General features: G+C 50.9%; 23 protein-coding genes, 4 tRNA genes and 1 pseudogene. 11 read left to right on the top strand and 17 right to left on the bottom strand.

Annotated elements, in window-relative coordinates; all coding sequences use genetic code 11:
• Window positions 1-191 precede the first annotated feature (191 nt).
• Together ACHZA2_RS18305 and ACHZA2_RS18300 are read left to right on the top strand one after the other, a co-directional pair.
• The gene (locus tag ACHZA2_RS18305) at window positions 192-428 is read left to right on the top strand and encodes a type II toxin-antitoxin system HicB family antitoxin (RefSeq protein WP_319580908.1); all 237 of its coding nucleotides are present in this window, start codon (window positions 192-194) and stop codon (window positions 426-428) included.
• 40 nt (window positions 429-468) lie between these two features.
• A pseudogene (locus ACHZA2_RS18300) lies at window positions 469-654 on the top strand (type II toxin-antitoxin system HicA family toxin); the annotation flags it as partial.
• Between the two features lie 114 nt (window positions 655-768).
• On the opposite strand, the gene ACHZA2_RS18295 reads toward ACHZA2_RS18300, so the two are convergent.
• The 3 genes from ACHZA2_RS18295 to ACHZA2_RS18285 form a co-directional block, all read right to left on the bottom strand.
• Window positions 769-936: a hypothetical protein gene (locus tag ACHZA2_RS18295; RefSeq protein ID WP_319580907.1), complete on the bottom strand. Its 168-nt coding sequence runs from the start codon at window positions 934-936 to the stop codon at window positions 769-771.
• The gene (locus tag ACHZA2_RS18290; RefSeq protein ID WP_319580906.1) at window positions 933-1,091 is read right to left on the bottom strand and encodes a hypothetical protein; all 159 of its coding nucleotides are present in this window, start codon (window positions 1,089-1,091) and stop codon (window positions 933-935) included. The genes ACHZA2_RS18295 and ACHZA2_RS18290 overlap by 4 nt, the downstream gene beginning before the upstream one ends.
• A gap of 495 nt (window positions 1,092-1,586) precedes the next feature.
• Window positions 1,587-1,661: transfer RNA gene (locus ACHZA2_RS18285), tRNA-Glu, on the bottom strand.
• A gap of 106 nt (window positions 1,662-1,767) precedes the next feature.
• Here ACHZA2_RS18285 and ACHZA2_RS18280 point away from each other — a divergent pair.
• A complete protein-coding gene (locus tag ACHZA2_RS18280; protein WP_319537470.1) occupies window positions 1,768-2,880 on the top strand; it encodes a GTP-binding protein in 1,113 nt (370 codons plus the stop codon).
• Here ACHZA2_RS18280 and ACHZA2_RS18275 read toward each other — a convergent pair.
• Window positions 2,867-3,982, bottom strand: coding sequence for a tRNA (guanine(10)-N(2))-dimethyltransferase (locus ACHZA2_RS18275; protein ID WP_319580905.1), 1,116 nt, complete (start codon window positions 3,980-3,982; stop codon window positions 2,867-2,869). The genes ACHZA2_RS18280 and ACHZA2_RS18275 overlap by 14 nt on opposite strands.
• Window positions 3,983-4,042: 60 nt before the next feature.
• Between ACHZA2_RS18275 and ACHZA2_RS18270 the strand changes: the two genes are divergently transcribed.
• Together ACHZA2_RS18270 and ACHZA2_RS18265 are read left to right on the top strand one after the other, a co-directional pair.
• Window positions 4,043-4,117 (top strand) — tRNA-Arg (locus ACHZA2_RS18270).
• A gap of 18 nt (window positions 4,118-4,135) precedes the next feature.
• Window positions 4,136-4,981: a geranylgeranylglycerol-phosphate geranylgeranyltransferase gene (locus ACHZA2_RS18265; protein ID WP_319580904.1), complete on the top strand. Its 846-nt coding sequence runs from the start codon at window positions 4,136-4,138 to the stop codon at window positions 4,979-4,981.
• A gap of 69 nt (window positions 4,982-5,050) precedes the next feature.
• On the opposite strand, the gene ACHZA2_RS18260 is transcribed toward ACHZA2_RS18265, so the two are convergent.
• Genes ACHZA2_RS18260 through ACHZA2_RS18245 form a run of 4 tightly spaced genes read right to left on the bottom strand, consistent with a single transcriptional unit; the run spans window position 5,051 to window position 8,581 of the window.
• On the bottom strand, window positions 5,051-5,752 hold the full coding sequence (locus ACHZA2_RS18260) for a DUF116 domain-containing protein (protein WP_319580903.1): 702 nt from the start codon (window positions 5,750-5,752) through the stop codon (window positions 5,051-5,053).
• A gap of 10 nt (window positions 5,753-5,762) precedes the next feature.
• Window positions 5,763-6,818 carry an S-methyl-5-thioribose-1-phosphate isomerase gene (mtnA, locus tag ACHZA2_RS18255; RefSeq protein ID WP_319580902.1) on the bottom strand — a complete coding sequence of 352 codons (1,056 nt, stop codon included), beginning with the start codon at window positions 6,816-6,818 and terminating at the stop codon, window positions 5,763-5,765.
• Window positions 6,805-8,097 carry a CoB--CoM heterodisulfide reductase iron-sulfur subunit A family protein gene (locus ACHZA2_RS18250; protein ID WP_319580987.1) on the bottom strand — a complete coding sequence of 431 codons (1,293 nt, stop codon included), beginning with the start codon at window positions 8,095-8,097 and terminating at the stop codon, window positions 6,805-6,807. Before ACHZA2_RS18250 ends, mtnA begins: the two co-directional genes overlap by 14 nt.
• On the bottom strand, window positions 8,090-8,581 hold the full coding sequence (locus tag ACHZA2_RS18245; RefSeq protein ID WP_319580901.1) for a gamma carbonic anhydrase family protein: 492 nt from the start codon (window positions 8,579-8,581) through the stop codon (window positions 8,090-8,092). The genes ACHZA2_RS18250 and ACHZA2_RS18245 overlap by 8 nt, the downstream gene beginning before the upstream one ends.
• Before the next feature lie 197 nt (window positions 8,582-8,778).
• Between ACHZA2_RS18245 and ACHZA2_RS18240 the strand changes: the two genes are divergently transcribed.
• Complete coding sequence (locus ACHZA2_RS18240) at window positions 8,779-9,252, top strand: phosphopantetheine adenylyltransferase (RefSeq protein ID WP_319580900.1); 474 nt, start codon at window positions 8,779-8,781, stop codon at window positions 9,250-9,252.
• On the opposite strand, the gene pyrI is transcribed toward ACHZA2_RS18240, so the two are convergent.
• From pyrI to ACHZA2_RS18210, 6 genes are all read right to left on the bottom strand, one after another.
• Window positions 9,253-9,720 carry an aspartate carbamoyltransferase regulatory subunit gene (pyrI, locus tag ACHZA2_RS18235; protein WP_319537478.1) on the bottom strand — a complete coding sequence of 156 codons (468 nt, stop codon included), beginning with the start codon at window positions 9,718-9,720 and terminating at the stop codon, window positions 9,253-9,255.
• Entirely contained in the window at window positions 9,717-10,613 is an 897-nt protein-coding gene (gene pyrB, locus ACHZA2_RS18230) for an aspartate carbamoyltransferase (RefSeq protein ID WP_319537479.1), read from the bottom strand. Before pyrB ends, pyrI begins: the two co-directional genes overlap by 4 nt.
• A gap of 63 nt (window positions 10,614-10,676) precedes the next feature.
• Window positions 10,677-13,817 carry a HEAT repeat domain-containing protein gene (locus tag ACHZA2_RS18225; protein WP_319580899.1) on the bottom strand — a complete coding sequence of 1,047 codons (3,141 nt, stop codon included), beginning with the start codon at window positions 13,815-13,817 and terminating at the stop codon, window positions 10,677-10,679.
• Between the two features lie 85 nt (window positions 13,818-13,902).
• Window positions 13,903-14,091: a hypothetical protein gene (locus ACHZA2_RS18220; protein WP_319537481.1), complete on the bottom strand. Its 189-nt coding sequence runs from the start codon at window positions 14,089-14,091 to the stop codon at window positions 13,903-13,905.
• A 59-nt stretch (window positions 14,092-14,150) separates the two neighbouring features.
• Window positions 14,151-14,223 (bottom strand) — tRNA-Lys (locus tag ACHZA2_RS18215).
• A 140-nt stretch (window positions 14,224-14,363) separates the two neighbouring features.
• A tRNA-Lys gene (locus tag ACHZA2_RS18210) sits at window positions 14,364-14,436 on the bottom strand.
• Window positions 14,437-14,520: 84 nt separating this feature from the next.
• On the opposite strand from ACHZA2_RS18210, the gene ACHZA2_RS18205 reads away from it, so the two are divergent.
• From ACHZA2_RS18205 to ACHZA2_RS18195, 3 genes are read left to right on the top strand one after another with little or no spacing between them, the layout of a single operon-like run.
• Window positions 14,521-15,987: a DHH family phosphoesterase gene (locus ACHZA2_RS18205; RefSeq protein WP_319580898.1), complete on the top strand. Its 1,467-nt coding sequence runs from the start codon at window positions 14,521-14,523 to the stop codon at window positions 15,985-15,987.
• Window positions 15,977-16,603 (top strand): 6-hydroxymethylpterin diphosphokinase MptE-like protein, encoded by a 627-nt coding sequence (locus tag ACHZA2_RS18200; protein ID WP_319580897.1) that lies wholly within the window; start codon window positions 15,977-15,979, stop codon window positions 16,601-16,603. Before ACHZA2_RS18205 ends, ACHZA2_RS18200 begins: the two co-directional genes overlap by 11 nt.
• The gene (locus ACHZA2_RS18195; RefSeq protein WP_319580896.1) at window positions 16,593-18,269 is read left to right on the top strand and encodes a radical SAM protein; all 1,677 of its coding nucleotides are present in this window, start codon (window positions 16,593-16,595) and stop codon (window positions 18,267-18,269) included. The genes ACHZA2_RS18200 and ACHZA2_RS18195 overlap by 11 nt, the downstream gene beginning before the upstream one ends.
• On the opposite strand, the gene ACHZA2_RS18190 is transcribed toward ACHZA2_RS18195, so the two are convergent.
• Entirely contained in the window at window positions 18,241-19,374 is a 1,134-nt protein-coding gene (locus ACHZA2_RS18190; RefSeq protein WP_319580895.1) for a CBS domain-containing protein, read from the bottom strand. The genes ACHZA2_RS18195 and ACHZA2_RS18190 overlap by 29 nt on opposite strands.
• 185 nt (window positions 19,375-19,559) lie before the next feature.
• Here ACHZA2_RS18190 and ACHZA2_RS18185 point away from each other — a divergent pair, with 185 nt between their 5' ends.
• Together ACHZA2_RS18185 and ACHZA2_RS18180 are read left to right on the top strand one after the other, a co-directional pair.
• Window positions 19,560-19,820, top strand: coding sequence for a PRC-barrel domain-containing protein (locus ACHZA2_RS18185; RefSeq protein ID WP_319537486.1), 261 nt, complete (start codon window positions 19,560-19,562; stop codon window positions 19,818-19,820).
• An 86-nt stretch (window positions 19,821-19,906) separates the two neighbouring features.
• On the top strand, window positions 19,907-20,635 hold the full coding sequence (locus ACHZA2_RS18180) for a tRNA(His) guanylyltransferase Thg1 family protein (protein WP_319580894.1): 729 nt from the start codon (window positions 19,907-19,909) through the stop codon (window positions 20,633-20,635).
• 48 nt (window positions 20,636-20,683) lie between these two features.
• On the opposite strand, the gene ACHZA2_RS18175 is transcribed toward ACHZA2_RS18180, so the two are convergent.
• Together ACHZA2_RS18175 and ACHZA2_RS18170 are read right to left on the bottom strand one after the other, a co-directional pair.
• Window positions 20,684-21,865, bottom strand: coding sequence for a M20/M25/M40 family metallo-hydrolase (locus tag ACHZA2_RS18175; protein ID WP_319580893.1), 1,182 nt, complete (start codon window positions 21,863-21,865; stop codon window positions 20,684-20,686).
• Window positions 21,862-22,368, bottom strand: coding sequence for a hypothetical protein (locus ACHZA2_RS18170; RefSeq protein WP_319580892.1), 507 nt, complete (start codon window positions 22,366-22,368; stop codon window positions 21,862-21,864). The genes ACHZA2_RS18175 and ACHZA2_RS18170 overlap by 4 nt, the downstream gene beginning before the upstream one ends.
• Window positions 22,369-22,392 lie beyond the last annotated feature (24 nt).

Below are 22,392 nucleotides of genomic sequence, written 5' to 3'. Positions count from 1 at the left end.
ACCCGGAACCAGCCAACCTTCTCCAATAGATGAGACGACCGTTCACTGGTCACAATAAATCCGAACATCAGATTACTCCTGCTACTCTTCGGTTTCACATCACTGAAACCAGACTCTTCGCAAAATGGCAAAGATGTTTATTGCCTTGCAAGTAAGATACTACAAAATAAATCATAATCATCCTGACAACTATGAAACTAACAATCCTCTGTGAAAAAGATGAAGAAGGGCATTTCGTCATGGAATGCCCCGAACTTCCAGGCTGCCTTTCTGAAGGTGATACCCTCGAAGAAGCTCTTGAGTCAATCAACGAGGCTATTGCCGGATGTATCACCAGCCGGATAAAGACCGCCACTTGCACCCTCCTGAATAATACTCCAGATACATTCTCCTTCTCGCTTGAGATCCCTGAAACCTCTCATGCCTAAATAACCCCGGGCATCAGGAGATCTCCACGTCGCTGCATTCAAACGGGCCGGATGGATGGTAAACCATATCGAAGGTAGCCATTACATCCTGATCAAAGAAGGCAGTCCTGTTCATCTTTCGATACCCGTTCACTCAGGCAAAGAACTCGGACCTGAATTACTTCGTAAGTTAATCCGGACAGCCGGATTAACCCCTGAAGAATACCTTGAGTTCTTTACCCGTTGATCCCTCCTCTCTCTCCTCTTCTGTAATATCCTGGCCCGGTTACTCCGATAATACGCCCGGAAATTCTTCCGATGCTGGGAGATCTGGTGTTCTTTCCGAATCAACCGGAGAACCTCAATAAGATGTATGCTCCTCCTCAAGTGGACACACCCGGAGATACCCGATCCCTTTCCCGGATAATTCACAGATCCGATTCCTCTGGACTGAACACTTCACGAACTTGAGATATGGGCACCGTTTCGTGAAACAGGTTTCAATAGTCGGCCTCCGGGACAGTCTCATACAGTTCCTCCGTACACAAGCCTTCTGACAAGGAGGTACCGATCACACGACTGACAGTTCATCTGCCTCCGGTGGAGTGGGCACTGTCCTAGTGTATTTGGATAGTAAATCCCCCGGAAAATTGGTGTCCGGTTAACAGCCATCTGGGTGATCATGTCATCCCCTCTGACTCGCAGAGTTGGGACTAATTGGTCTACAACATCCCAACGTGATCACCCGGAACCTGCCAGGCGATCGCATCATCATTCAGAACAAGAAATAGAGATATATTTGATAATATCTCAACTCTAGGAAAACCCTGATGTAAGCGTTTTAAGTAAAAATGCCGGGGATTTCATAATTTTCCATAAAAATAACGACAAATCGCAGATTTCAACCCCTCATCATATCCTGTCGCTATTCCTGTTTTTCCATGTGAGACATATAACCGTTCATGTTACCTGACCTTGAAAATAGCGGCCTGATATAAATCGATTATTTTTCGGAATATTCTAAAATGAGAGCCTGTATGGTGCTATTTTTGAACCGGTTTATTTATCAAAATCAGGCTGATCAATTTACCCGTTAAACCCGAAAATAAGCGCACTGCACTGAGTTTAAATGTGAGAATAGTATCAAAGGAGAATAAGCGAACGGTTGGTAAAATAATATGCTGATATGGGGATTTGAACCCCAGTCGATGGAGTGAGAGTCCAACATGATTGACCGAACTACACTATATCAGCAGACGCTTTAGTACATCTGCATCTTGTCCTCATGAATTTATCGTCACGATCTCTCTACTTTACACCACAAGTATATGAGGAGATTCTTCATAATTAATAAGGATATATGGCAGGAATTGAGGATCAAATAAAAGAAATAGAGGACGAGATCCAGAAAACTGTCTATAATAAAGCTACTTCCAAGCACATCGGGCGCCTGAAAGCAAAGCTTGCTAAGATGAAAGAGGACGCCGTAAACCGGGCTATGAAAGCCGGTGGCGGTGGCGAGGGGTACGCTGTCAAGAAATCAGGAGACGCTACTGTTGTCCTCGTTGGGTTCCCATCTACCGGTAAATCCACGTTACTGAATAAACTGACCGGTACAGAGAGTGAGACCGCCGCATACGCATTCACCACCCTGACCGTTGTACCAGGTGCCCTTGAGCATAAGGGCGCAAAGATTCAGCTTCTTGATATCCCCGGACTCATTGCTGGTGCAGCGATGGGGAAAGGGCGTGGGAAAGAGGTTATTGCCGTCGTCAGAACGGCTGACATGATAGTCATTCTCGTGGATGTCTTCAACGAGAAACACGTTGATGTCCTGCTTCGTGAGCTCTACGACGCCGGTATCAGGATTAATGTGCCAGAGCCTGATATCACCATCAAGAAGACCTCGCGCGGAGGAGTTCGGCTTAATGCTGTCGGTGCTCTCGACCTTGACATCGAAGAGGTCCGGTCTATCCTGACAGAAAACCGGATAGCAAGCGCTGATATTCTTATCCGTGGTAATGCAACCCAGGATGACCTCATTGATGCTCTGATGGGAAGCAGAGTATATGTACCTGCCATCGTGGTGGTCAACAAGATCGATCTCATCGATGAAGCAGAACGTACACGGATCGAGGCTGACCTCACGGAACGGTTCGATATGGAGCCGGTGATGATATCAGCTGCTGCCGGATATCACATGGAAGAACTCAAGGATGCCATCTATGACAGCCTTGGATTCATGCGACTCTACCTGAAACCGGTAGCAGGACCTGCCGACATGGATGAACCCCTGATCATGCGTCTTGGTGCAAAAGTAGAGGATGTCTGTAGAAAACTGCACCGGGATTTTTATGATAAGTTCAGATATGCAAGAATCTGGGGAGATTCAGTCAAACATGAGGCACAACGTGTCGGCCTGACCCATACCCTTGCAGATGAGGACATTCTGCAGATCGTTATTGAGCGGTAAGACGTTCACGAAGTATCTCAAGCGGGGCATCAGTTTTGATGCAGTATCCAGAATAATGCACCCGCGAAGCAGAAAATCCCTCTTTTTGGAGTGACTCAAGCACTAAGGCTATCGGCCCGGGCGAGACCCGGTATGCCTTGGCAAGTTTGTGATAATCGTATGAGTATGAGATCGCCGGCTCGTTCCTGCAACATGTCAGGATCTTTTCAAGTTCATCAGGCTCTGCAAGACCGCTGGCAGGGAGCCGTTCTGCGAGAGTTGACAGGAAGTCTGTATCCTGGATTGCTCCGGTCCAGAGCGGGCCGATCGGACTGAGTGGTTTACCACAGTGTGGGCATTCCTGCTGTTCAGGAAAAAGTCCGGTCCCCTCGGTCCGGTACGGACATGACGGGCACTGGTAGATGTACCCAAGCCTTGCCACGGTCTGATCTGCTGCCTGGGTCCCTCGTGCCAGCCTGAGATGCAGCCTGACAAAGTGTTCGTGGGCAAAACAGAACTGGGGGAGTATCCCCCTGTCGTACCGTGCAGTCATCCGGGCTGCATACCCGAGCAGGATCCGAAGCCCGACTTCTGCATGGTAGTCGGTGTTCATTGGCCTGGCCATGTACCTCCTGATCCCTGCCTTGAGATGAGCACCGCAGAGGGGCGCCGTATCGGTAGCCGTGATCCCGATCATCCTGATCGAACTCCTGATCCCTGCATCGATAAATGGTGCGGGTGTTCCAAACGGGTCGAGATCGACAAAGTCGAACGGTTCTTCTGACATCAGAGCATTGGCATCACGACAGGTGACGGTGGCATCAAGACCGAGATGATCAGCATTTTTTCTGATAAGTGAGGCCGCGTCGGGATCGCGGTCATTAATTGTGACATGGGTCCCGGTCTCGTGCCCTACGCGGCATCCCCTGATCCCGCTTGCACCCATCGCATCAAGGTAGGTCCTTGGATCTGTACAGGCAGCAACAAGTACGGTTGCATCACGATTCAGAGCCATTCGTGGATTGTAGAAGATTGGAGCACTGCCTGGTGGAAAAACTGCGGTACTGTCATGCCTGGGAACCCACAGAGAGGTACTCCCTTCTTCTATCAATTCCAGTTCCATTCTTTCAGAAAATGGCCGTTCGATAGACTTATACCTTCCCGTATGCCACGTATTAAGGCAGGACGTGTGGCCTAGTCAGGATATGGCGTCAGCCTCCTAAGCTGAATGTCGGGGGTTCAAATCCCTCCACGTCCGTATCTTTTTTGTGATAGTATGAAACCTGCTGCATTCTTCAGGATTATTCGGCCTCTCAATGCAGTTATGGCCGGATTTGCCGGAGTTCTGGCATTTGTCATCGCTACCGGCACGCTGATACCACCGGTTCTGATCATCTTCTTCATGGTTTTCCTGATCACCGCTGCCGGGAACGTGATCAACGACTGCCACGATGCGGAGATCGATGCGATTAACAGGCCGGATCGTCCGATTCCTTCCGGAGAGATCAGCAGGAGAACAGCGTTTGTATATGCAGTGCTGCTCTTTCTTGCAGCAAATATCATCGGGTTTTGCTTTGCTCCTCTACCACTCATCATCATTGCGGTTGTAAACTCAGTTCTGCTCTGGGGGTATGCATCTCACCTGAAAGTGATGCCTCTGTTTGGAAACCTCGCAGTCTCGTATCTCTCTGCAAGCATCTTTCTCTTTGGCGGTGCCCTCCTGGGGTGGGAGGGTGTGATAGCAAATCTTCCTGTAGCAGGTGCTTCGTTCGGTGTTATCCTGGCACGGGAGCTGATCAAGGATACAGAAGATATGCCTGGTGACCGGGAACAGGGAGCACGCACCCTGCCGATCCTCTATGGGCTCCGCATTACAGTCCTGGTTGCATCAGCAGCAGCAGTGATCGGGGTTATCATATCTCTCATGCTCTTCTTCAGATGGGGAAATTTCTATCTTACCGGAATAGTTCCTGTCGATCTGGTTATCCTCTTCGGTGCATTTCGCGCATTACGATGCAACACTCCTGATGAGATAAAAAAGTCCAAAAGTTCCCTTCTCATTAAGGTCGGGATGTTTGCATCGCTTCTGATATTCCTGGTATCTGCAGTGCTCTTTAGGTGAGAAAAAACCCCAATGGTGCCCATTGGGGGCCCCAGGGAAGATCGCTCTAATGTTTTTCACACAAAAAGATTACGTGGTATATTGCTGGAGTTCTGTCGGGATGTTCTTCGGGTCAATGCCGAGCAGGGCTACCTGGTATACCTCATCCCAGTTAACAGCGGTCTCAACACACCCGTCGCGGCTGGTAACAATTCCCATGGAGATGAGATTGAGTTGTCCTGCCATCTCTGTGCCCTCCTTGATCTCAATCAGACATCCGATTCCGATGATGCCTTTAGGTCTGTACCGTTTCACCATCCTTTTGATGAATGAAGAGCCAGGCACGATGAAGAAATTGTATCCCATCTGCTCAAGCAGTGGTCTGGCTACTCCTATCTGGCACAACCCGCAGGAGCGACACTTGAGTCCTTCCTCATGCAGATGGGCAGGGCAGGCTCCCGAACGAAGACACTGGGGAACAAAGATAGCCCGCTGTGAAACAGGGATGTCAGTGAATGCCTTTCGATTCAGGGTGTTCTGCAGCGTGACCATGATGCGCAGAAACTCCTGATCCTCAACTCCGAAGAGTTTGAAGAGACCACGCATCATCCCCTCCAGAAATATGAGGCCTGCACGCATGAACTTCGGGAAGAGCAGGTTTCCTGAACGGATTGCGTGTATCGTCAGGAAGAGCAAAATGAATCCGCAGATCAGGCACCCGAGTACAAAGAGGACGGTAAGTTCTCCGATGATGGTGATAAAATGGGGATATAACTCAAATACAGAGGTCATAATCCTATAGTCAGCTCCTCTGTCTGATAGCCCTGATATCAGAAAGATCTTCAGGCAGCCTGAATATTCCGTGTTCTGTGATGATTCCGGTTACCAGTGAGACAGGTGTTGCATCAAACGCCGGATTGTATACTTTCACTCCATCTGGTATCGTTTTTCTTCCTCCAAAGCATGCGATCTCATCCCGGCTTCGTTCTTCAACGATGATATCTGCTTCGGCAGACTCCTCGTCAAAAGTTGAGAACGGGGCTGCCACATAAAACGGGATATGATGTGCATCCGCACAAACGGCGTGCATGTATGTTCCGATCTTGTTGAAGACAGCATCTTTTGTGATCCGGTCAGCCCCGACGATCACAACGTCAATCATCCCTTTCCTCATGAGCGATGCAGCCATTGAGTCGGTGATAACAGTGACATCGATCCCGTCCTGTGCCAGCTCCCATGATGTAAGCCTTGCACCCTGCAGAAGCGGGCGGGTCTCGCAGGCATAGACCTGGATTTTTACTCCTGCCTGAACTCCGGATCTGATCACCCCGAGTGCTGTTCCCCACTCCCTGCAGGCAAGTGCTCCTGCATTACAATGGGTGAGAATCCTGCACGAAGGTGGAAGAATGTTCCGGCCATGTTCTCCGATGGCATGACAGGTTCTGCTGTCATCATCTGCAACCGCTTCTGCCTCACTGACCGCCCGTTCACGGGCCGACGATACTGTCTGCTCTGCCAGCACAGCATTCAGAACGCGATCAATCCCATAAAAGAGGTTGACTGCCGTGGGACGAGTTGACCTGAGCAGGTCTGCTGCATTTGACACCTCCTGCCTGAACTTCCCTGGTTCTGTTGCGGTGGATGTCAGGGCTGCGAGAGCAATACCATATGCACCGGCAACACCAAGTGCCGGAGCTCCCCTGATGTCCAGACATCGTATCGCTTCAGCCAGCCTTTTGATGTCATGTGCGGTCTCTTCATGATATTCTTCGGGGAGCCGTGTCTGTGCAATGAACTTTATTGCAGGAATATCCGGGTAAAAAATTACTGGTCTGAGCGGGGTATCAGAGGGTTGCATGCTCCCCCTTCATACTGGTGATGACTGCCCGCATTGCTGCAGCCCCGCCCTCTGCGACCGTGTCAGGAATATCCATCGGTTCCCGACAGGTGCCTGCGAGGAATATGCCGGGTCTGATCGATGTGATATGTTCTGACTTCTGATCGAGACCGGCAAAGAATCCGGTCTCGTCAAGGGTGATTCCGTACCGTTCAGCAATTGCTGCTGCATCGGTTTGTGGCCGTATTCCGACCGAGAGTACAACCAGGTCAGCATCGATCTTTACCAGTTCCCGGTTTTCTGTATTCTCCACATGCACCCTTACATGAGCATTATTCTGGTAAAGATCTCCTGGGAGTCCCCTGACAAATCTGACCCCTGCATTCTTTGCCCGCTCATAAAACTCCTCATATCCCTTCCCATATGCCCTGATGTCCATGTACAGGATTGTCACCTCGGTCTCCGGTGACTTCTCTCTGATGAGGAGTGCATTTTTTACAGCATACATACAGCAGACTGCAGAGCAAGACGGGGATCCTGCTGTACAGTCACGCGAGCCCACACACTGGACGAAGACGATCTTCTTCGGCTTTGTACCGTCAGAAAGCCTCTTCAGGGCACCCTGGGTTGGTCCGCTGGCGTTGATCATCCGTTCGAACTCGATACTGCTGATTACATCAGGGATCTGTCGATAGCGGTACGAAGGCTTCTTTGTGGCATCAAACACCTCATATCCTGTCGCAATAACCACTGCAGCAGCCTTAATGTATGCCTGCTCCTCTCCATCCTCATTATCCCTGAGGATAGCCCTCTTCCCACAGATACTATAGCAGAGGCCACAGTTGATACAGTGTTCTGCGTCACGGATCACGATATTGGGGACTACCTGCGGATGTGCCTTGTAGATCGCCTTGCGAACGCCAAGACCAGCATCGAACCGGTTGTACACCTCAACCGGACATATCGCAACGCAGTCATCACACCCGGTACATTCAGACTCTTTGATGTACCTGGGGTGTCTAGTAACATGTACCGTGAAGTCACCGGATTCTCCCTCAATGCTGGTGACCTCTGTGCAGGTGTGAAGTGATATCTTTGGATGCCGTGCAGCGTCAACCATCTTCGGGCTGAGAATACACATCGAACAGTCGTTGGTCGGGAAGGTCTTGTCCAGCATTGCCATATGTCCGCCGATGGTCGGCTCCCGCTCGATCAGATGGACGTGAATCCCATGATTTGCCAGATCGAGAGCAGCCGTGATCCCGGCAATACCGCCGCCAATGACAACAACTTCACTCAATAGCATGCTCCCGTGCGAGCTGTACGTATGATGAGGCGTTCTTGAGAGTAGCGGCAACCTCCTCGTCAGTCACCTGCCTGACCACCTTTCCGGGCACGCCGAGTACCAGTGAACGGGCTGGAATCTCCTTGCCTTCTGAGACCAGGGCCCCTGCCCCGATGATACTCTCCTCTCCGACAACCGCACCGTTCAGCACGATTGCCCCCATGCCGACAAGTACCCGGTCCCTGATCGTACATCCATGCAGAATTGCCCCGTGTCCTACCGAGACATCATCACCTACGATAACCGGATGACCTGCTGATGTGTGTACAACACAATTATCCTGAATATTTGAGCGTGCACCGATTGATATCCGATCCTTGTCTGCCCGTACAACCGCTCCGTACCAGACCCCGAGGTCAGGGCCTGAAACGACCTCTCCGATCACGGTGGCGTTTGGTGCAACAAATGCAGCCTTTGGAATATGCTGATGGATATTCATACGTTGGTACGGTATCTCCCTGTGGTCCAGACATACCACGGGAACACATCCGTTCACTCCTGTGTACATATCTGTAAGAAAGGCATAAAAGGATCAACCACCTCTCTGCTTCCCTGCGAATGACCCGGTAATTCTAAAACTGAACATCCTCTGCGATGAATATCCATAAACGTATGTGAACATAACCATGTTCAGACATGAAGGTGATGGTTGGGGGAACCTTTGACCCTCTGCATGACGGGCACAGGTTTCTTATCAGTCGTGCCTTTGAGCTCGCCGGGCCTGAAGGGACTGTAACCATCGGCCTGACCAGTGATCAGTTCGCGGATCGCAAATCTCATCCTATCCACCCGTATAAAGAACGGGAGGCAGCCCTTCTTATTTTTCTTGAAGAGAAGGGATTTCCCCGGATCTGGATCATCGAAGAACTTCATGACCGGTTCGGGTCAACACTTGATTCAGAGTTCGACGCACTTATCGTGAGTGAAGAGACATTTCCGGTTGCAAAAGAGATAAACCAGTTACGCAGAGACAAAAAGCGTCCCTGCGTTGAGATTCACCAGATCAGGTGCGTGCTCGCAGAAGACGGGAAGTGGATATCCAGCACAAGGATCTGGCGTGGTGAGATCGATGTGCATGGTCACCTGATCGATCACCAGTCCCAGATCTGATCAGATGATGTGCGACGAGATATCAGACCCGATGACTGTGTCACAGTAGGTACAGATAAGCCGTCTTCCCTGAACTGAGAACCTGCTGTTTACCGGCTCATTGGTATTGGTGATGCAGCACGGGTTTGGACATTTGAGCACTCCTATCAGGGTATCAGGAATATCAACACCCTTCTTTTCTACGACCCGCCGTTCCCTGATGATATTTATCGTCGCCCTTGGCGCGATGAGGGCTATCCGGTCCACCTCCTCGTCCTTGAGTTCCCTGTTCTCGATCTTGACTACATCTTTCCTACCAAGGGCACTGCTCACGACATTGGTAGCGACGCTTACACATTCATCTGTACTTCCTGTGATCCCAAGGATACGGAGCACGATCAGGGCCTCTCCACCGGTGATATGATCGATCACAGTTCCGTTCTGGATCGCATTTATCAACAGCCCTTCCTGGTACTTGTCGCTGTTCATTGCATCACCTCGAGAAGCATCGCCATCCTGACGGGCACACCGTTGCGTGCCTGCTGAAAGTATCGTGCATATGGAAGTGCATCCACTGCAGGATCGATCTCGTCAACGCGTGGGAGCGGGTGAAGGAGGACCAGGTGATCCTTCACGCCGTTCAGGAGAGATGGTGTGATCCGGTACCCTGCTGCAACGTCAAAGAATGAGGCCGGGTCCGGGAACCTCTCACGCTGGAACCTGGTTACATACAGCACATCAAGTTCGCGGATGATCTCTTCTATTGAGTCATGCTCTATGACTGCGCACCCTGTCTCCCTGAGATCATGCTTGAGTGACTCTGGCAGGCCAAGTCCTTTCGGAGAGATTGCATGGATCTCGGCGTTGTATCTGGTCAGTGCGTAGGCAAGAGAGTGGGTGGTCCTCCCGTACATGAGATCACCGATGAGACCGATTTTGATTCCATCAAGGGGCATTGACTGATGAATGGTATAGAGATCGATGAGAGTCTGTGACGGGTGCTGACCTGCACCATCGCCCCCGTTAATGACCGGAACATCTGCAAACTCACTTGCGAGCCTTGCTGCCCCGACCTTCGGGTGCCTGAGTACGATGGTATCTGCGTACCCGCTGACAACCCTGATGGTATCGGCGAGTGTCTCCCCTTTGGCCATTGAACTGACCTCGACACCGCCAAGGTTCATGCATGAACCCCCGAGTCGCAGCATTGCAGACTCAAATGACATTCGTGTCCGGGTACTGGGTTCAAAAAAGAGAAGTCCGAGAATTTTTCCTTTCAGCGGCTGTGCATCAGCACCGTGTTCAGCGATCCTGGCTGCCCTCTCTATCAGGTGATCAATCTGACTGCGATCCAGATCTCTGATTGAAATATAATGTCTCATGTGAGATGCCCTGCCGATTGTCATAAACCGGTACGGTGCGATCTCACATCAATCTGATCAAGTTCAGACAGTTGGCAGTCTGCTCTTGATCTGTTTCAGGGCCTCACGGCAGGCATTACTCACTTCAGGATCAGAATCCTTTAGCCCGCGGGCAAGAATATCCATGCTCGGTGGGCCTATTTTCACGAGAGTATCCCAGTCCTCGCGTGCAAAGAGGTAACTCAAACGATCCGTGGTGTACTTTGGTTTCCAGCCAAATCCCTGGAGCAGCCGCACCACATCCTGCCGCACCCTCCGGTCAGAATCTGTCAGGGCCTGGATCAGCATGAACATGGCAGGCTCGCCGATCTTTCCTATCCCGTTGATGGCTGCTGCCCTGATCTCTCCATCCTCATCTTTCAGAGCACCAAGCAACTGGTCAAGAACCGGAAGCCCGATATCTCCCATCGATTCGATGGCCGCGACCCTGACCTCCCGGTCCTCATCCTGTAATGCACTGGTGAGCGGGTCGAGTGCCTCCCTTCCGAACTTTCCGAGTTCACGAACCGCAGCGATCCTGATCCTGCGATCAGAATCTTCCAGTGCCTTGAAGATGATCGATGCAGATGAGGGATCCATGAGATCGCCGAGCAGGTGAATCAGTGGAATTCTTCTGAGGTCACGATCCGGGAGCTGCTCCATCACCTGGTGGACCCGGGTGATAACCTGTCCTTTCATGCTTGCAAATGTCTGCAGCACCAGTGTTGGTGTCGGCCTGGTCCAGCTCAGCAGGGCACCGATCAGGGGATCGATGACGGCGGTACCTTTGCTCACCAGGATGCCGGTGAGCATCCTCTGCATCTCGGGATCATTCAGGCTGAAAAGATGGTGCATCTGTGGCGCATCATTCATCGAGATGTCCAGGATCATTGACATCAGTGAGATTCCACGTTCACTACCCTGCTCACCTGTAGTCTCAAGTGCCTTGAACTCATCAAGGAGCCGCGGTAGCGCCACTCCACCCATATTGGCAAAGATGCTGCTGATCAGAGGCACCATTGATTTGTCCTCGTTGAAGAGGCTGAAGAGTGCAGGTATTGCTGGTTGTCCTATTCTAGCCAGGGAGAGGCCTGCATAGTTGACAACCTCCTGATCCTGATCACGCAGCAGGTTCATCAGTGTGGGGACCGCAGGCTCACCGATTGATCCGAGTGCTGCCACTGCATATACCACGAGCATCGGATCTCTCAGTTCCTCAATAAGGGCAGGCACTGCTGCCGGTCCCATCTTTACCAGAAACGACGTGAGCACTAGTTTCTGCTCTTCATCTTCTTCCTGGCGCAGGCTGTTGATCAACGGCTTGATTGCTGCATCTCCGAACTTTTCGAGAAGGTCGCCTGCAAACTGGATCTGATCGGTATCACCGGTGTTTATCAGTTCGATGAGATGGGGAATGACCTGTTCAGGAGAGGCCCTGATGATCTCGCTGACCGCATCCATGCTTGCGCCTGATCCCTGCTTCATCATCTGTTCGATAAAGACTCCCGGGTCCTGTTCAAACGAGATCGCCAGAAGTTCTTTGATCCCTCTTGTAAGATCAGGCCCTGCTGAGCCGAGTGCATCGAGGAGTTCAGGAACAGCCTTTGCTCCCTGGTTCTTGATGATCGCGTATGCCTGAATCTGCCCCTGGCTTCCCGGCACGATCATAGGGATGAGGTATGGCACAGCGTCAGTCCCGATATCAGAAAGGATAGAACTTATCTTTGAGGGATCTGCAGAGAGGGGGTCACCAAGCGCATCTGCAAGGTCAGGTGCAGCATCAGATCCCATCTGCCTGAGCGCCGTGTCTGCGAGCATTGCAGCGTTCTCATTTCCTGAAGAGAGAACATGAATGAATCTGGGTGTGACCATGTCACCCATCTGCATCAGTTCATCCATCGCTGCTTCCCGAACTCTGTTGTCGTGGTTGGAGAGTGAATCGATCAACGGATCTATTGCCCGTACCGGATCGATCTCTCTGAGCATCCTGATAGCAAAAGTGGCAGTCTTCCCTCCCCGCGTTGGTATCGCCTCTTCAAGGATTGGAAATGCCAGTCTTCCCATCTCCCTGAACACGCGTGCCACCGGGCCGGTGGCTTCATCACCTTTCTCTTCAACTGCCAGGAGTAGCCAGGGAGCCGAAAGCGAGCCCAGTCTTGGAAGAATTCCTGATACTGTCCTGGCGATATCTGCCGAGGGATTAAAGAGTGCCTGGGTCAGTTTGGGAAGTCCCGGCTCTCCTATCCTGATCAGAACAGAACTGATCTGCTCTCTGTCGCTCTCTTTATGCAGTGGAATCTCCCTGATCAGGTGCTCTACAACGGGCTCTCCGATTCGTATCAGGGCGTTCTCCGAGACGGCGCGGATCTCAGGATCTTCGTCATATATTCCCCTGATGAGCGGCACGATGGCAGCGTCCCCGATCTCCATGAAGACTTTGAGTGCCATTGAGGAGGTGACCGGGTTGGGATCCTTGAGTGAATCATATAATGGCTCAAGGGCTGGTCTGCCGATCTCCTGTATGATATAGAACTTGAGGTCACGGGTTTCGTCCCGATCCTGAGCACATGAGGAAAGCAGATCGACAACCACCTGATCTCCGAGGAGGATAAGAAGTGCTGCTGATCGCGCCCGGACTTCATCATCCGGACTGTCGAGGGCCTGAATGAGATAGGGAACCGCATCCCGCCCGGCAGTCTCGACCATGGCTTCTGCCATTCGTGCAGTCCGCCGCTCTTCTGATCCCAGAGCACTGACTATGATCGGAAGTACCGGTTTGCCATAACTGAGAAGAGTATATGCAGCCCGTTCTTCACCTGCCTCATTCAGGATGGGGGTACACGCGAGGATCTCCGGAACAACCGAGGGGCCGAGCCTGAGCAGTGTCCGATGCAGCCAGCGTGTGACTGTTTCATCAGCGCTGTTGAACGTCTCAATCAGGGGACGAACTGCTGGTTTTCCGATGAACTCAAGAGCTTCAGAGGCTGCATCCACAACCCTGGGATCCGGATCTCCAAGGAGTGCGATGAGTTCAGGTACTGCACGTGGTGTCTGCATCCTCCCGAGGGCCAGGGCAGATTCTACCCGCATGGGCGTATCAGGAGATGTTCTGACAATTTTTATCAGCCCGTCAAGATCCCCTTTCAGTCGCATCCGTTCAGGATCAGGTCTGAATAATGTGATCATACTCCTATACCCCCCATACTGGCATCATCTGTATAAGGATTGATGTTTCAGGAAATTATTAATAGATTCTTAAATCAGATCCCGGTTAATCATATTTTCCGCGGAGACCCGACCATCCGGTGTATCCGCAGTACAGGCATCCGATCCCGTTGCAGTGCCTGCACATACGTTCAGGAGTTGTAACCTCAACGGTACCTTTCTTGTCACAGAAGCAACATCCTTCACCTGCGCAATGCTGACAGGTCACCCGGACATATTCTGTAGTATCTGTCATACGGACTCAGACGAGGTATAATCAGATAAATGCAACGAATTAAAAAGTTAACAAAAGAGCGGGCCTGAAGGGACTCGAACCCCTGACCTACAGATTAAGAGTCTGTCGCTCTACCGACTAAGCTACAAGCCCTTGTGCCTTATCATATAGGATCGTCCGGCATATGAATATTTCGTATATCCATCTTCGATCAAGGTGTACTGCTATATCCGGTTTAAATGATCTATCCGAAAAGAACTATGTAAGAAAAATTAGAGCAAAAATAAAAAAAACGGGCCTGAAGGGACTCGAACCCCTGACCTACAGATTAAGAGTCTGTCGCTCTACCGACTAAGCTACAAGCCCTTGTGCCATAACATGTTGGTATATCTGCAATAAATATATTTCGTGGCCTGATTTAAACGTATAAACGCTTAATATATTATCGTTATGCAGGATTATCGCCTCCCGGGAGTTCCCGGCAACAGAACCTATCTGATCTGCGGGTGCGGGAGTGTCGGGTATCTCATTCTGGAAGAGCTTAAGAAGGAAGGTGGAAGGCTCCTCTGCATGGATAATAATCCCGAACGGGTTCAGGAACTGAGGGAACAGAAGATAGAGGCATTCCTGCGTGATATGCTTGATGCTGAAATGCTCCATGGGATCGCTGATTTTAATATTGCATTCGTAGTCAGCGACAGTCACGAAGCAAATAGTGCGGCAATGCGGACGATCAGGGAGAAGTACCCCCGGGTCCATGTGGTTGCACGTGCGGTTGATCCGATCAGTGAGAAGGATCTCATCCAGGAAGGTGCCGACCTGGTTCTGTATCCACAGCAGGTTGTAGCAACCGCTGCAATCGATCATCTTCAGAAATTTCAGAAGCATCACCTCTCAAAGCAGCTTTTTGATATCCTGAGATCCTGGACCGGGATTCTGGGAATCATCACTCACACAAATCCGGATCCTGATGCAATATCCAGTGCCATGGCCCTTGCTGCAATAGCAAAAAAAGCTAATCCGGATCTTGAGACCCGCATTCTGTATGACGGGATCATCGGTCACCAGGAGAACCGCACCCTGGTGAACCTGCTTGATATCAAGATGGAGAAGGTTCGTCCTGAAACGCTGGCAGAGTGCTCGCACCTTGCTCTTGTTGACAGTAAAGGACCGGGCATCAACAACGGTCTGCTTCCTACCACCCCGGTTGACATCATCATCGATCACCATTACGAGCCCCAGTCCGGCAGTATCATCAGGGCACCGTTTGTGGATGTCAGGCAGAGTGCCGGTGCATGTGCAACTATCCTGACCGAATATCTGATAGAACTTGAGATCGAGCCAGATCAGATGGTTGCTACCGCCCTGCTCTATGGCATCAGGGCTGACACCAAGCAGTTCAGAAGAAATGTAACACCACGGGATCTTGAGTACTCAGCATTTCTGCTCAAGTACAGTGACGAGGATCTGCTTGAGAAGATCATGTCACCCCAGTATGCCCATGAGACGATCGATATCATCGGCGATGCAATCAACAACCGTAAGACCAAGAACGGGTACCTCTTTTCAAACGTCGGATATGTCCGTAACCGTGATGCCCTCCCTCAGGCTGCAGATCTCCTCATCAATCTGGAAGGGATCAGCACGGCACTCGTGTATGGAATAACTGACGATGCGATCATCATGTCAGGCCGTAATCGTGACCTCAGGTTGAATCTTGGCAACGTGATGAGCGAGGCCTTCTCTGATCTCGGGGATGCCGGTGGCCATGCAACGATGGCTGCAGCGAGTATTCCGCTCCATGTCTTCTCGTCAGTGAGGGAGAAGAAAGGGCTTTTAGAGATGGTTATCGAGCCCATCCTGCAGAACTTCTACCGGCTTGTCGGGCTTCTGGAGGACGAGTCCGGTGAGGTATGAGGAGTGGGAACCCCTCTACCACGAGATATGTGAGTACTTCTCTTTTGATCCTGCCGAAGATGAACGGGCAGCAGTGATAGCAGCCAAACTCTCATCTGCTGATTCAACGGTTGAACTTGTGAGCCTGATATCTGGCAAACCTGTTACTGTGTGCGGGAATGCCCCATGTCTGAAGAGCCAGGTCCAGACCGGAGGGGTATCCGGAGTTGTCATCGCTGCTGATGCGGCAGCAGGTGTACTGCTGACCTGTGGGGTCAGACCTGATGTCATTGTCACCGATCTCGACGGGATCGATGAGTACGCCTGTGATCTGAACAAGAGCGGGACTGTAATGGTAGTTCATGCTCACGGTGATAACATTCCCCGGGTTCAGGCCTGGGTTCCCAGGCTTTGCGGTCCCCTGATCCTCACCACTCAGGCCAGACCTTTTCAGAATGTTCATAATTTTGGTGGCTTTTCTGATGGGGATCGTGCGGTGTATATGGCACAGGAGTGCGGAGCATCATCAATTCATCTTCTCGGGTTTGACTGTGATGATCAGACCGTCACTCCTGTCAAGAAAGGCAAACTGATCTGGGCACGCAGACTTCTCTCTGAGATCGGATATGACTGCTGAATCCTGGATCATCGACGGGTATGTAGACGAACCAGCCTGCCTTGGTGTACCTCCATATATATCACCATACATTAGGACCGTAGCCGGTGTCCTCACCTCTCGCGGGTTCTCGGTCAGGTACTGTACCATCGATCAGATCAGGGCTGATTATACATTTCTCAAAAAAGCAGGTGGATCTGACCTCGTTGTGATGATTGCCGGGGTGACTGTTCCAGGGAAATATCTCGGCGGAACTCCCGCAGGGTATGGCGACATCAGGCAGATCGGATCGTCACTCAAAGGACCGGACAGTCCCGACACATTTCTGGGAGGACCGGTTCTCTTCGGCTCATCTCAGGGAGGAGGGATGAAAGCCATACGCCAGGAGGAGTTCGGTTTTGATCACCTCCTGTATGGCTCACCTGCCCAGGCACTCGATTCGTTCCTGGATGGATCTGATAAGGTTAGTTCGCACTCGTATTCTGCCGAGGACGAATGGGCCACAGCCGGAGCCGGTATCGTCAGGGATCATCCTCTTTATCCACATGTGCTCTGCGAAATGGAGACCTCTCGGGGTTGCTCGCACGCTGAGTCAGGCGGATGTTCGTTCTGTACTGAACCGTTCTACGGCAAACCTGAGTATCGGGATGTATCAGGCATCGTAGCAGAAGTGAAGGCACTTTCTGATCAGGGAATTCTTCATTTCAGACTCGGTCGCCAGCCTGATCTCCTCACGTACCATGCAGGACCCGGGGAATATCCTGCTCCAAGACCCGAGATCCTTGAACGGCTCTTTACCGGGATCAGGGCTGCTGCACCTGATCTTGAGACCCTCCATATCGACAACATCAACCCCGGAACGATTGCACGACATCCGGATGCATCACGGGATGCACTTTCAGTCATCGTGAACGGCCATACTCCCGGAGACGTTGCAGCGTTCGGGATGGAGACCGCTGATCCTGCGGTGGTCAGGGCGAACAATCTCAAGGCAGATCCTGATATGGTGATGGAGGCTGTGCGGATTGTCAATGAAGCCGGAGGACACCGTGATCGTGGCATCCCCCATCTGCTTCCCGGTCTGAACTTTATCTGTGGACTAGCAGGTGAGACCGCTGACACCTATCGTCTGAACAGAGAGTTCCTCAACCAGATCATGAATGAGCATCTCCTGGTAAGACGGGTGAACATCAGGCAACTGATGCCGTTCGAAGGGACCCGGGCCTGGTCAGAAAATGCTCTCCCGGTGAATGATCATCTCTTTCATCAGTTCAAGGAGGAGGTTCGTAAACACTTTGACCTGCCGATGCTCCGCCAGGTCTATCCGGTGATGACTGTGCTCCGGAATGTTATCATTGAAGAGTCGGCCGATACCTCGTTTGGAAGACAGTTCGGTTCGTATCCGATCCTGGTGGGCATTCCCATGAACCTTCCGCTCCGAACAATTCTGGATGTTGTCATCGTGGATCATGGGATGCGATCGGTAACCGGTCTGCCATGGCCGATTCCGATCAACGACCTTCCTGCAAAAGTTATCAGATGGATACCCGGCCTTCCTAAATCTGCACAGGGCCGTGTTCTTACAAAACGTCCGTTCAGGGATCTGGCATCATTTGAGCAGGCAGCAGGAGTATCCTTTCCTCCCGGCCTCTTCTCGTTTACATCTCACGCAGTTCCATCACGGTGAAGATATCTGACTTGGTGATGATACCGGTAACAGTCCCATTTTCTATCACTGGAATTCTGCCGATATTATACTGGGTCATGATCCTGAGTGCATCAAACACCGGAGCTTCAGGTGGAAGGGTTATTACATCGGTGGTCATTGAGTCTTTCACCTGCATTGCATCACGGTCAATTGATGAGACACGCGTAATATCATCAAGGGTGATGATACCAACCAGATAACCCCGGTCGATGACCGGGAATCCAAGATGCTTGGTCTGGTACATCATGGCAATCACTTCTGTGAGCGGCATCCCGGGCTGGACTGACATAACCGGCTGTGACATGATCTCCCTTGTTGTAACATCCTTGAGCAGGAACTTGTACCTGGTGACATTTGATTCCTGTCCTGCGCCGATATAGATGAAGAAGGCTATCAGGATGAGGATGGGTGAGAAGATAACCAGACCAATGAGACCGAAGATGACTGCAAACGCTTTTCCTATGGTTGATGCGATGCCGGTTGCCTTATGAAGTGGCATCCTGAGTGCAAGGTACGCTCTGAGCACCCTCCCGCCGTCCATCGGAAAGGCAGGGAGCAGGTTGAAGATAAAGAGCAGAATATTCAGGATTGCCAGGTATCCCCAGACGTACGTGACCATACCGGCGAGAGCAGGATCTGCTATAACCAGGGGTGTTCCATAGAGCAGTGCGATGCATACAAGGCCGAGAGCCAGGCTCATGGCCGGGCCAGCCAGGGCCATCCAGAATTCGACCCTTGGATCAGTATCCCGATCCTCAATAGATGCAACACCCCCAAAAAACAGGAGTGTGATACTGCCGATAGCAATACCTGCCCGTCTGGCGATGAGTGAATGGGCTAGTTCATGAACAAATACGCCCAGGAACAACCCAATGGCGATCACAAATCCGAGAAGGTACGGGATGTACCCCTGCGTGATCAACTCGTCATTGAGCTGAACATGGAAAAGATCTGATACCATGGAGACCGTGAATGTGATGTCGGTCCCGATCAGCCAGGCAAATATTGGGATTATCAGAAGGAAGGTAAAATGTATCATGATCGGAATACCAAACAGTCGTCCGATTCTGAATGATCCATCCATAATACAGTATTCACTGAGATCAATAAACAGATGGTGATGGCTGAGGATCCGGAGATCTCTTCATCAGGTCTGGCTGCTGTCCTGCAGGTATACCATGAGCAGGCATAGATCCGGTCAGTGTGGCCCGTTCCTGATGAGGATAAATACCTACTTTTTTATGGATATGATATAAATGTCAATGGAGTATGAAGAATCAGATTACTGACCTTATCGGCCTTAAGATATACTCTGAGAACGGTATGTTCATCGGTGAGGTGGAAGACCTCGTTCTTGACATTGATTCAAAGCGAATAGACTCAATAGCGGCAGGAAAACTGAATCCTGATGTTATCGAAGTCAAGACCCATAAGGGTATCAAGATTCCGTTCAGGTTGGTCAAGAGCATCTCTGATGTGGTTGTGATACGCCATATTCAGAATATGTTCAAGGATGATGCTGACCTCTGATCACTCCAATATTGAGCATTTAATCAGATTCTTAATCAACCTCTCCCGAAACATAAGATCATGTATGGTCCAGGGCAGGATTATCAGTGAAAGAGCGGGAGATATACACTGGGATAAAAGCCCTTGCGCCCGTTATCGTCAGGCTTGATGGTCGAGCCTTTCACCAGTTTCTTGCACGTCAATCTCTTAAACGTCCCTTTGATGACGGATTTTCTCTGGCGATGGTGAATGTCTGCTCTTCTCTTCTTATTGAAAGCGGGTTCGCACCTCTCTTTGCATACACCTTTTCAGATGAGATAAGTATCTATCTTGATGAACTCCCGTTTGAGGGGCGCGTTGAGAAACTTGCCTCGGTGATCGCCTCACTGGCTTCAAGTTCTCTGACTATTGCTATGAAACCTCCATCACCGATCTCATTTGATGCACGAATCATTCCTGTTGAAAAGGGCATGGTTACAGAGTACCTGAACTGGCGACAGAAAGAGGCATGGCGCAACCATATCAACGGGTATAGCCAGGCACTTCTCCTGCAGGACGGAGTTGGCAGGACTGAGGTTCAGCGCCGGCTGAATGGCATCAGTGCACGTGAACTTCATGAGATCTGTTTTCAGCACGGTGTTAATCTTGCACAGACTCCCGCATGGGAACGCCGGGGGATTATGGTGTACCACACTCAGTATACAAAGGAAGGATACAACCCGGTGACACAAGAGAAGACCGAGGCGATCAGGAGAAGGGTGTATGTTGATCGGGATATCCCAATTTTTTCATCAGAAGAAGGGCAGGCGTTTGTAGAGAGGATACTTGGTCATTGACCTGTTTTGATTTAACTCTAAAAAATTATTGCAGTTTCCGTGTGATGGTCAGATCTCTGATACCCGGTTCAGCACGTACTCGTACACCTGCTGACAGTTCTCAAGCATAGACACCGGAACCCGTTCATTCACCGAATGGAGAAGGTTCAGATCACCGGGACCATACATCACCACTTCTGCCCCAAGTATCCGCAGGTACCGTGCATCAGATCCAGCCTGGCTTACTCCCGGTTCTGCCTGTGTCTGGAGTACCGACCCAATCCCTTCACACAAAAGTTTTGTAAGATTTCCTGGTCTGCTGAACGATGGTTCTGAAGACTCCAGCACCGTGATAGCAGCATCGGGTGCTGCAGCCTTCATCAGTGGGATCACTTCGTCTACTCTGCATCCCCATGGAATGCGCATGTCCAGTGAGAGATCGCAATGCTGGGCAACCACGTTCATCCGTTCACCACCCTCAATGAACCCTGGATTGTACATGATTCTGGAGAGGACCCGATCTGCGTCAGAAGCAGAAAGTCCGGTCAGGCTCTCCAATGCTTTCCCGGTAACTCTGATAGCATCGGCAACTTCAGATTCGATCGGCCATTCCCGTTCATGAAGTCTCTGGCAGAAATGGAGGTACCTACATGCCTGGACGATCGCTGAGTTCCCGATCACCGGGTGTAGGGATGCATGACCGGATTCTCCTGAGAATGTAACACGTGTTCTGAGTACTCCTTTCTCCCCGATGATCGGTGATGCAGGGGGTGTGGGTTCAGCAATGATCGCGTCGCATGGCTTCAGGATCCCTTCCCCTACAAGCTGTTCCATCCCGAACTCGCCTTTCCCTTCTTCATCTGCAACAAAGGCGACATCAACCCCGGGATCACCCTCGGTGTCTATTGTATTTCTGAGTGCAACAAGCAGGGCTGCACACCCGCCTTTCATATCGGTGGACCCACGCCCGTGTACAAACCCGCCTTCTATCAGCCCGGCATACGGTGGATGTATCCATCCCTCATCACGTGCAGGAACAACATCGACATGACCACAGAGGAGAAGTTTTCCTTTTGGTTCTGCAGAGAGCAGGTTATGTCTTCTGCCTCTTGTGACAGTCCGGGTCTTCAATCCGATATCGTCACAGAACTCCCTGATGTATGCGATCACCTCGTCTGTGTACCCGGGAGGGTTTTCAGATCTGATCTGTACCAGGTCTGAACATATCTCTGTGACATCAGCGCTGCTCATCTGCAGGTCCCGATATACTCGTTTAGTTTCGTTGCAACTGGAGAATTATTGTAAAGGGCAGAGAGGTAGGATCGTTCAAACATCTCATCAATCATGATCTGAAAGGTTTCAGGAGGCATCGGTCTGCGATCATCAGGGTTTAGAATAATTCTGAATGACCTGTACGAAGCAGGATCAGATGATGAGTATATCTTCTGAACAAATAGTGGAAACTTCTGATACTCATCCGGATGGTTGGCTTCAAGCCATACCATAAACTTTGGAAATATTCCCAGTTGATCTGTCTGTGCCTCGTCTGTCCTGTGTTTGAGGTACTCACGGCTCATCTGATTACGGGGCGAATCAGCATTGTACGCGAGAACCGATATTGAGTAGTCAAGATGAGCCATTGCGTCAAAATACCAGAACCTGAGAACCGGATGAAAGTCAGATGTGTCTTCAAGAATGAGAGATTTGTTGTAGAGTGCCTGGAGTACCCGTGCATACTCGTTGACTTCCAGCATACACAAAAGTAGGTGGCAGAAGAT

It is taken from the genome of uncultured Methanospirillum sp. (assembly GCF_963668415.2).
GTDB lineage: Archaea > Halobacteriota > Methanomicrobia > Methanomicrobiales > Methanospirillaceae > Methanospirillum.
Note: the sequence above shows the minus strand (reverse complement) of the source record. Positions and strands in the feature narration are given on the sequence as shown.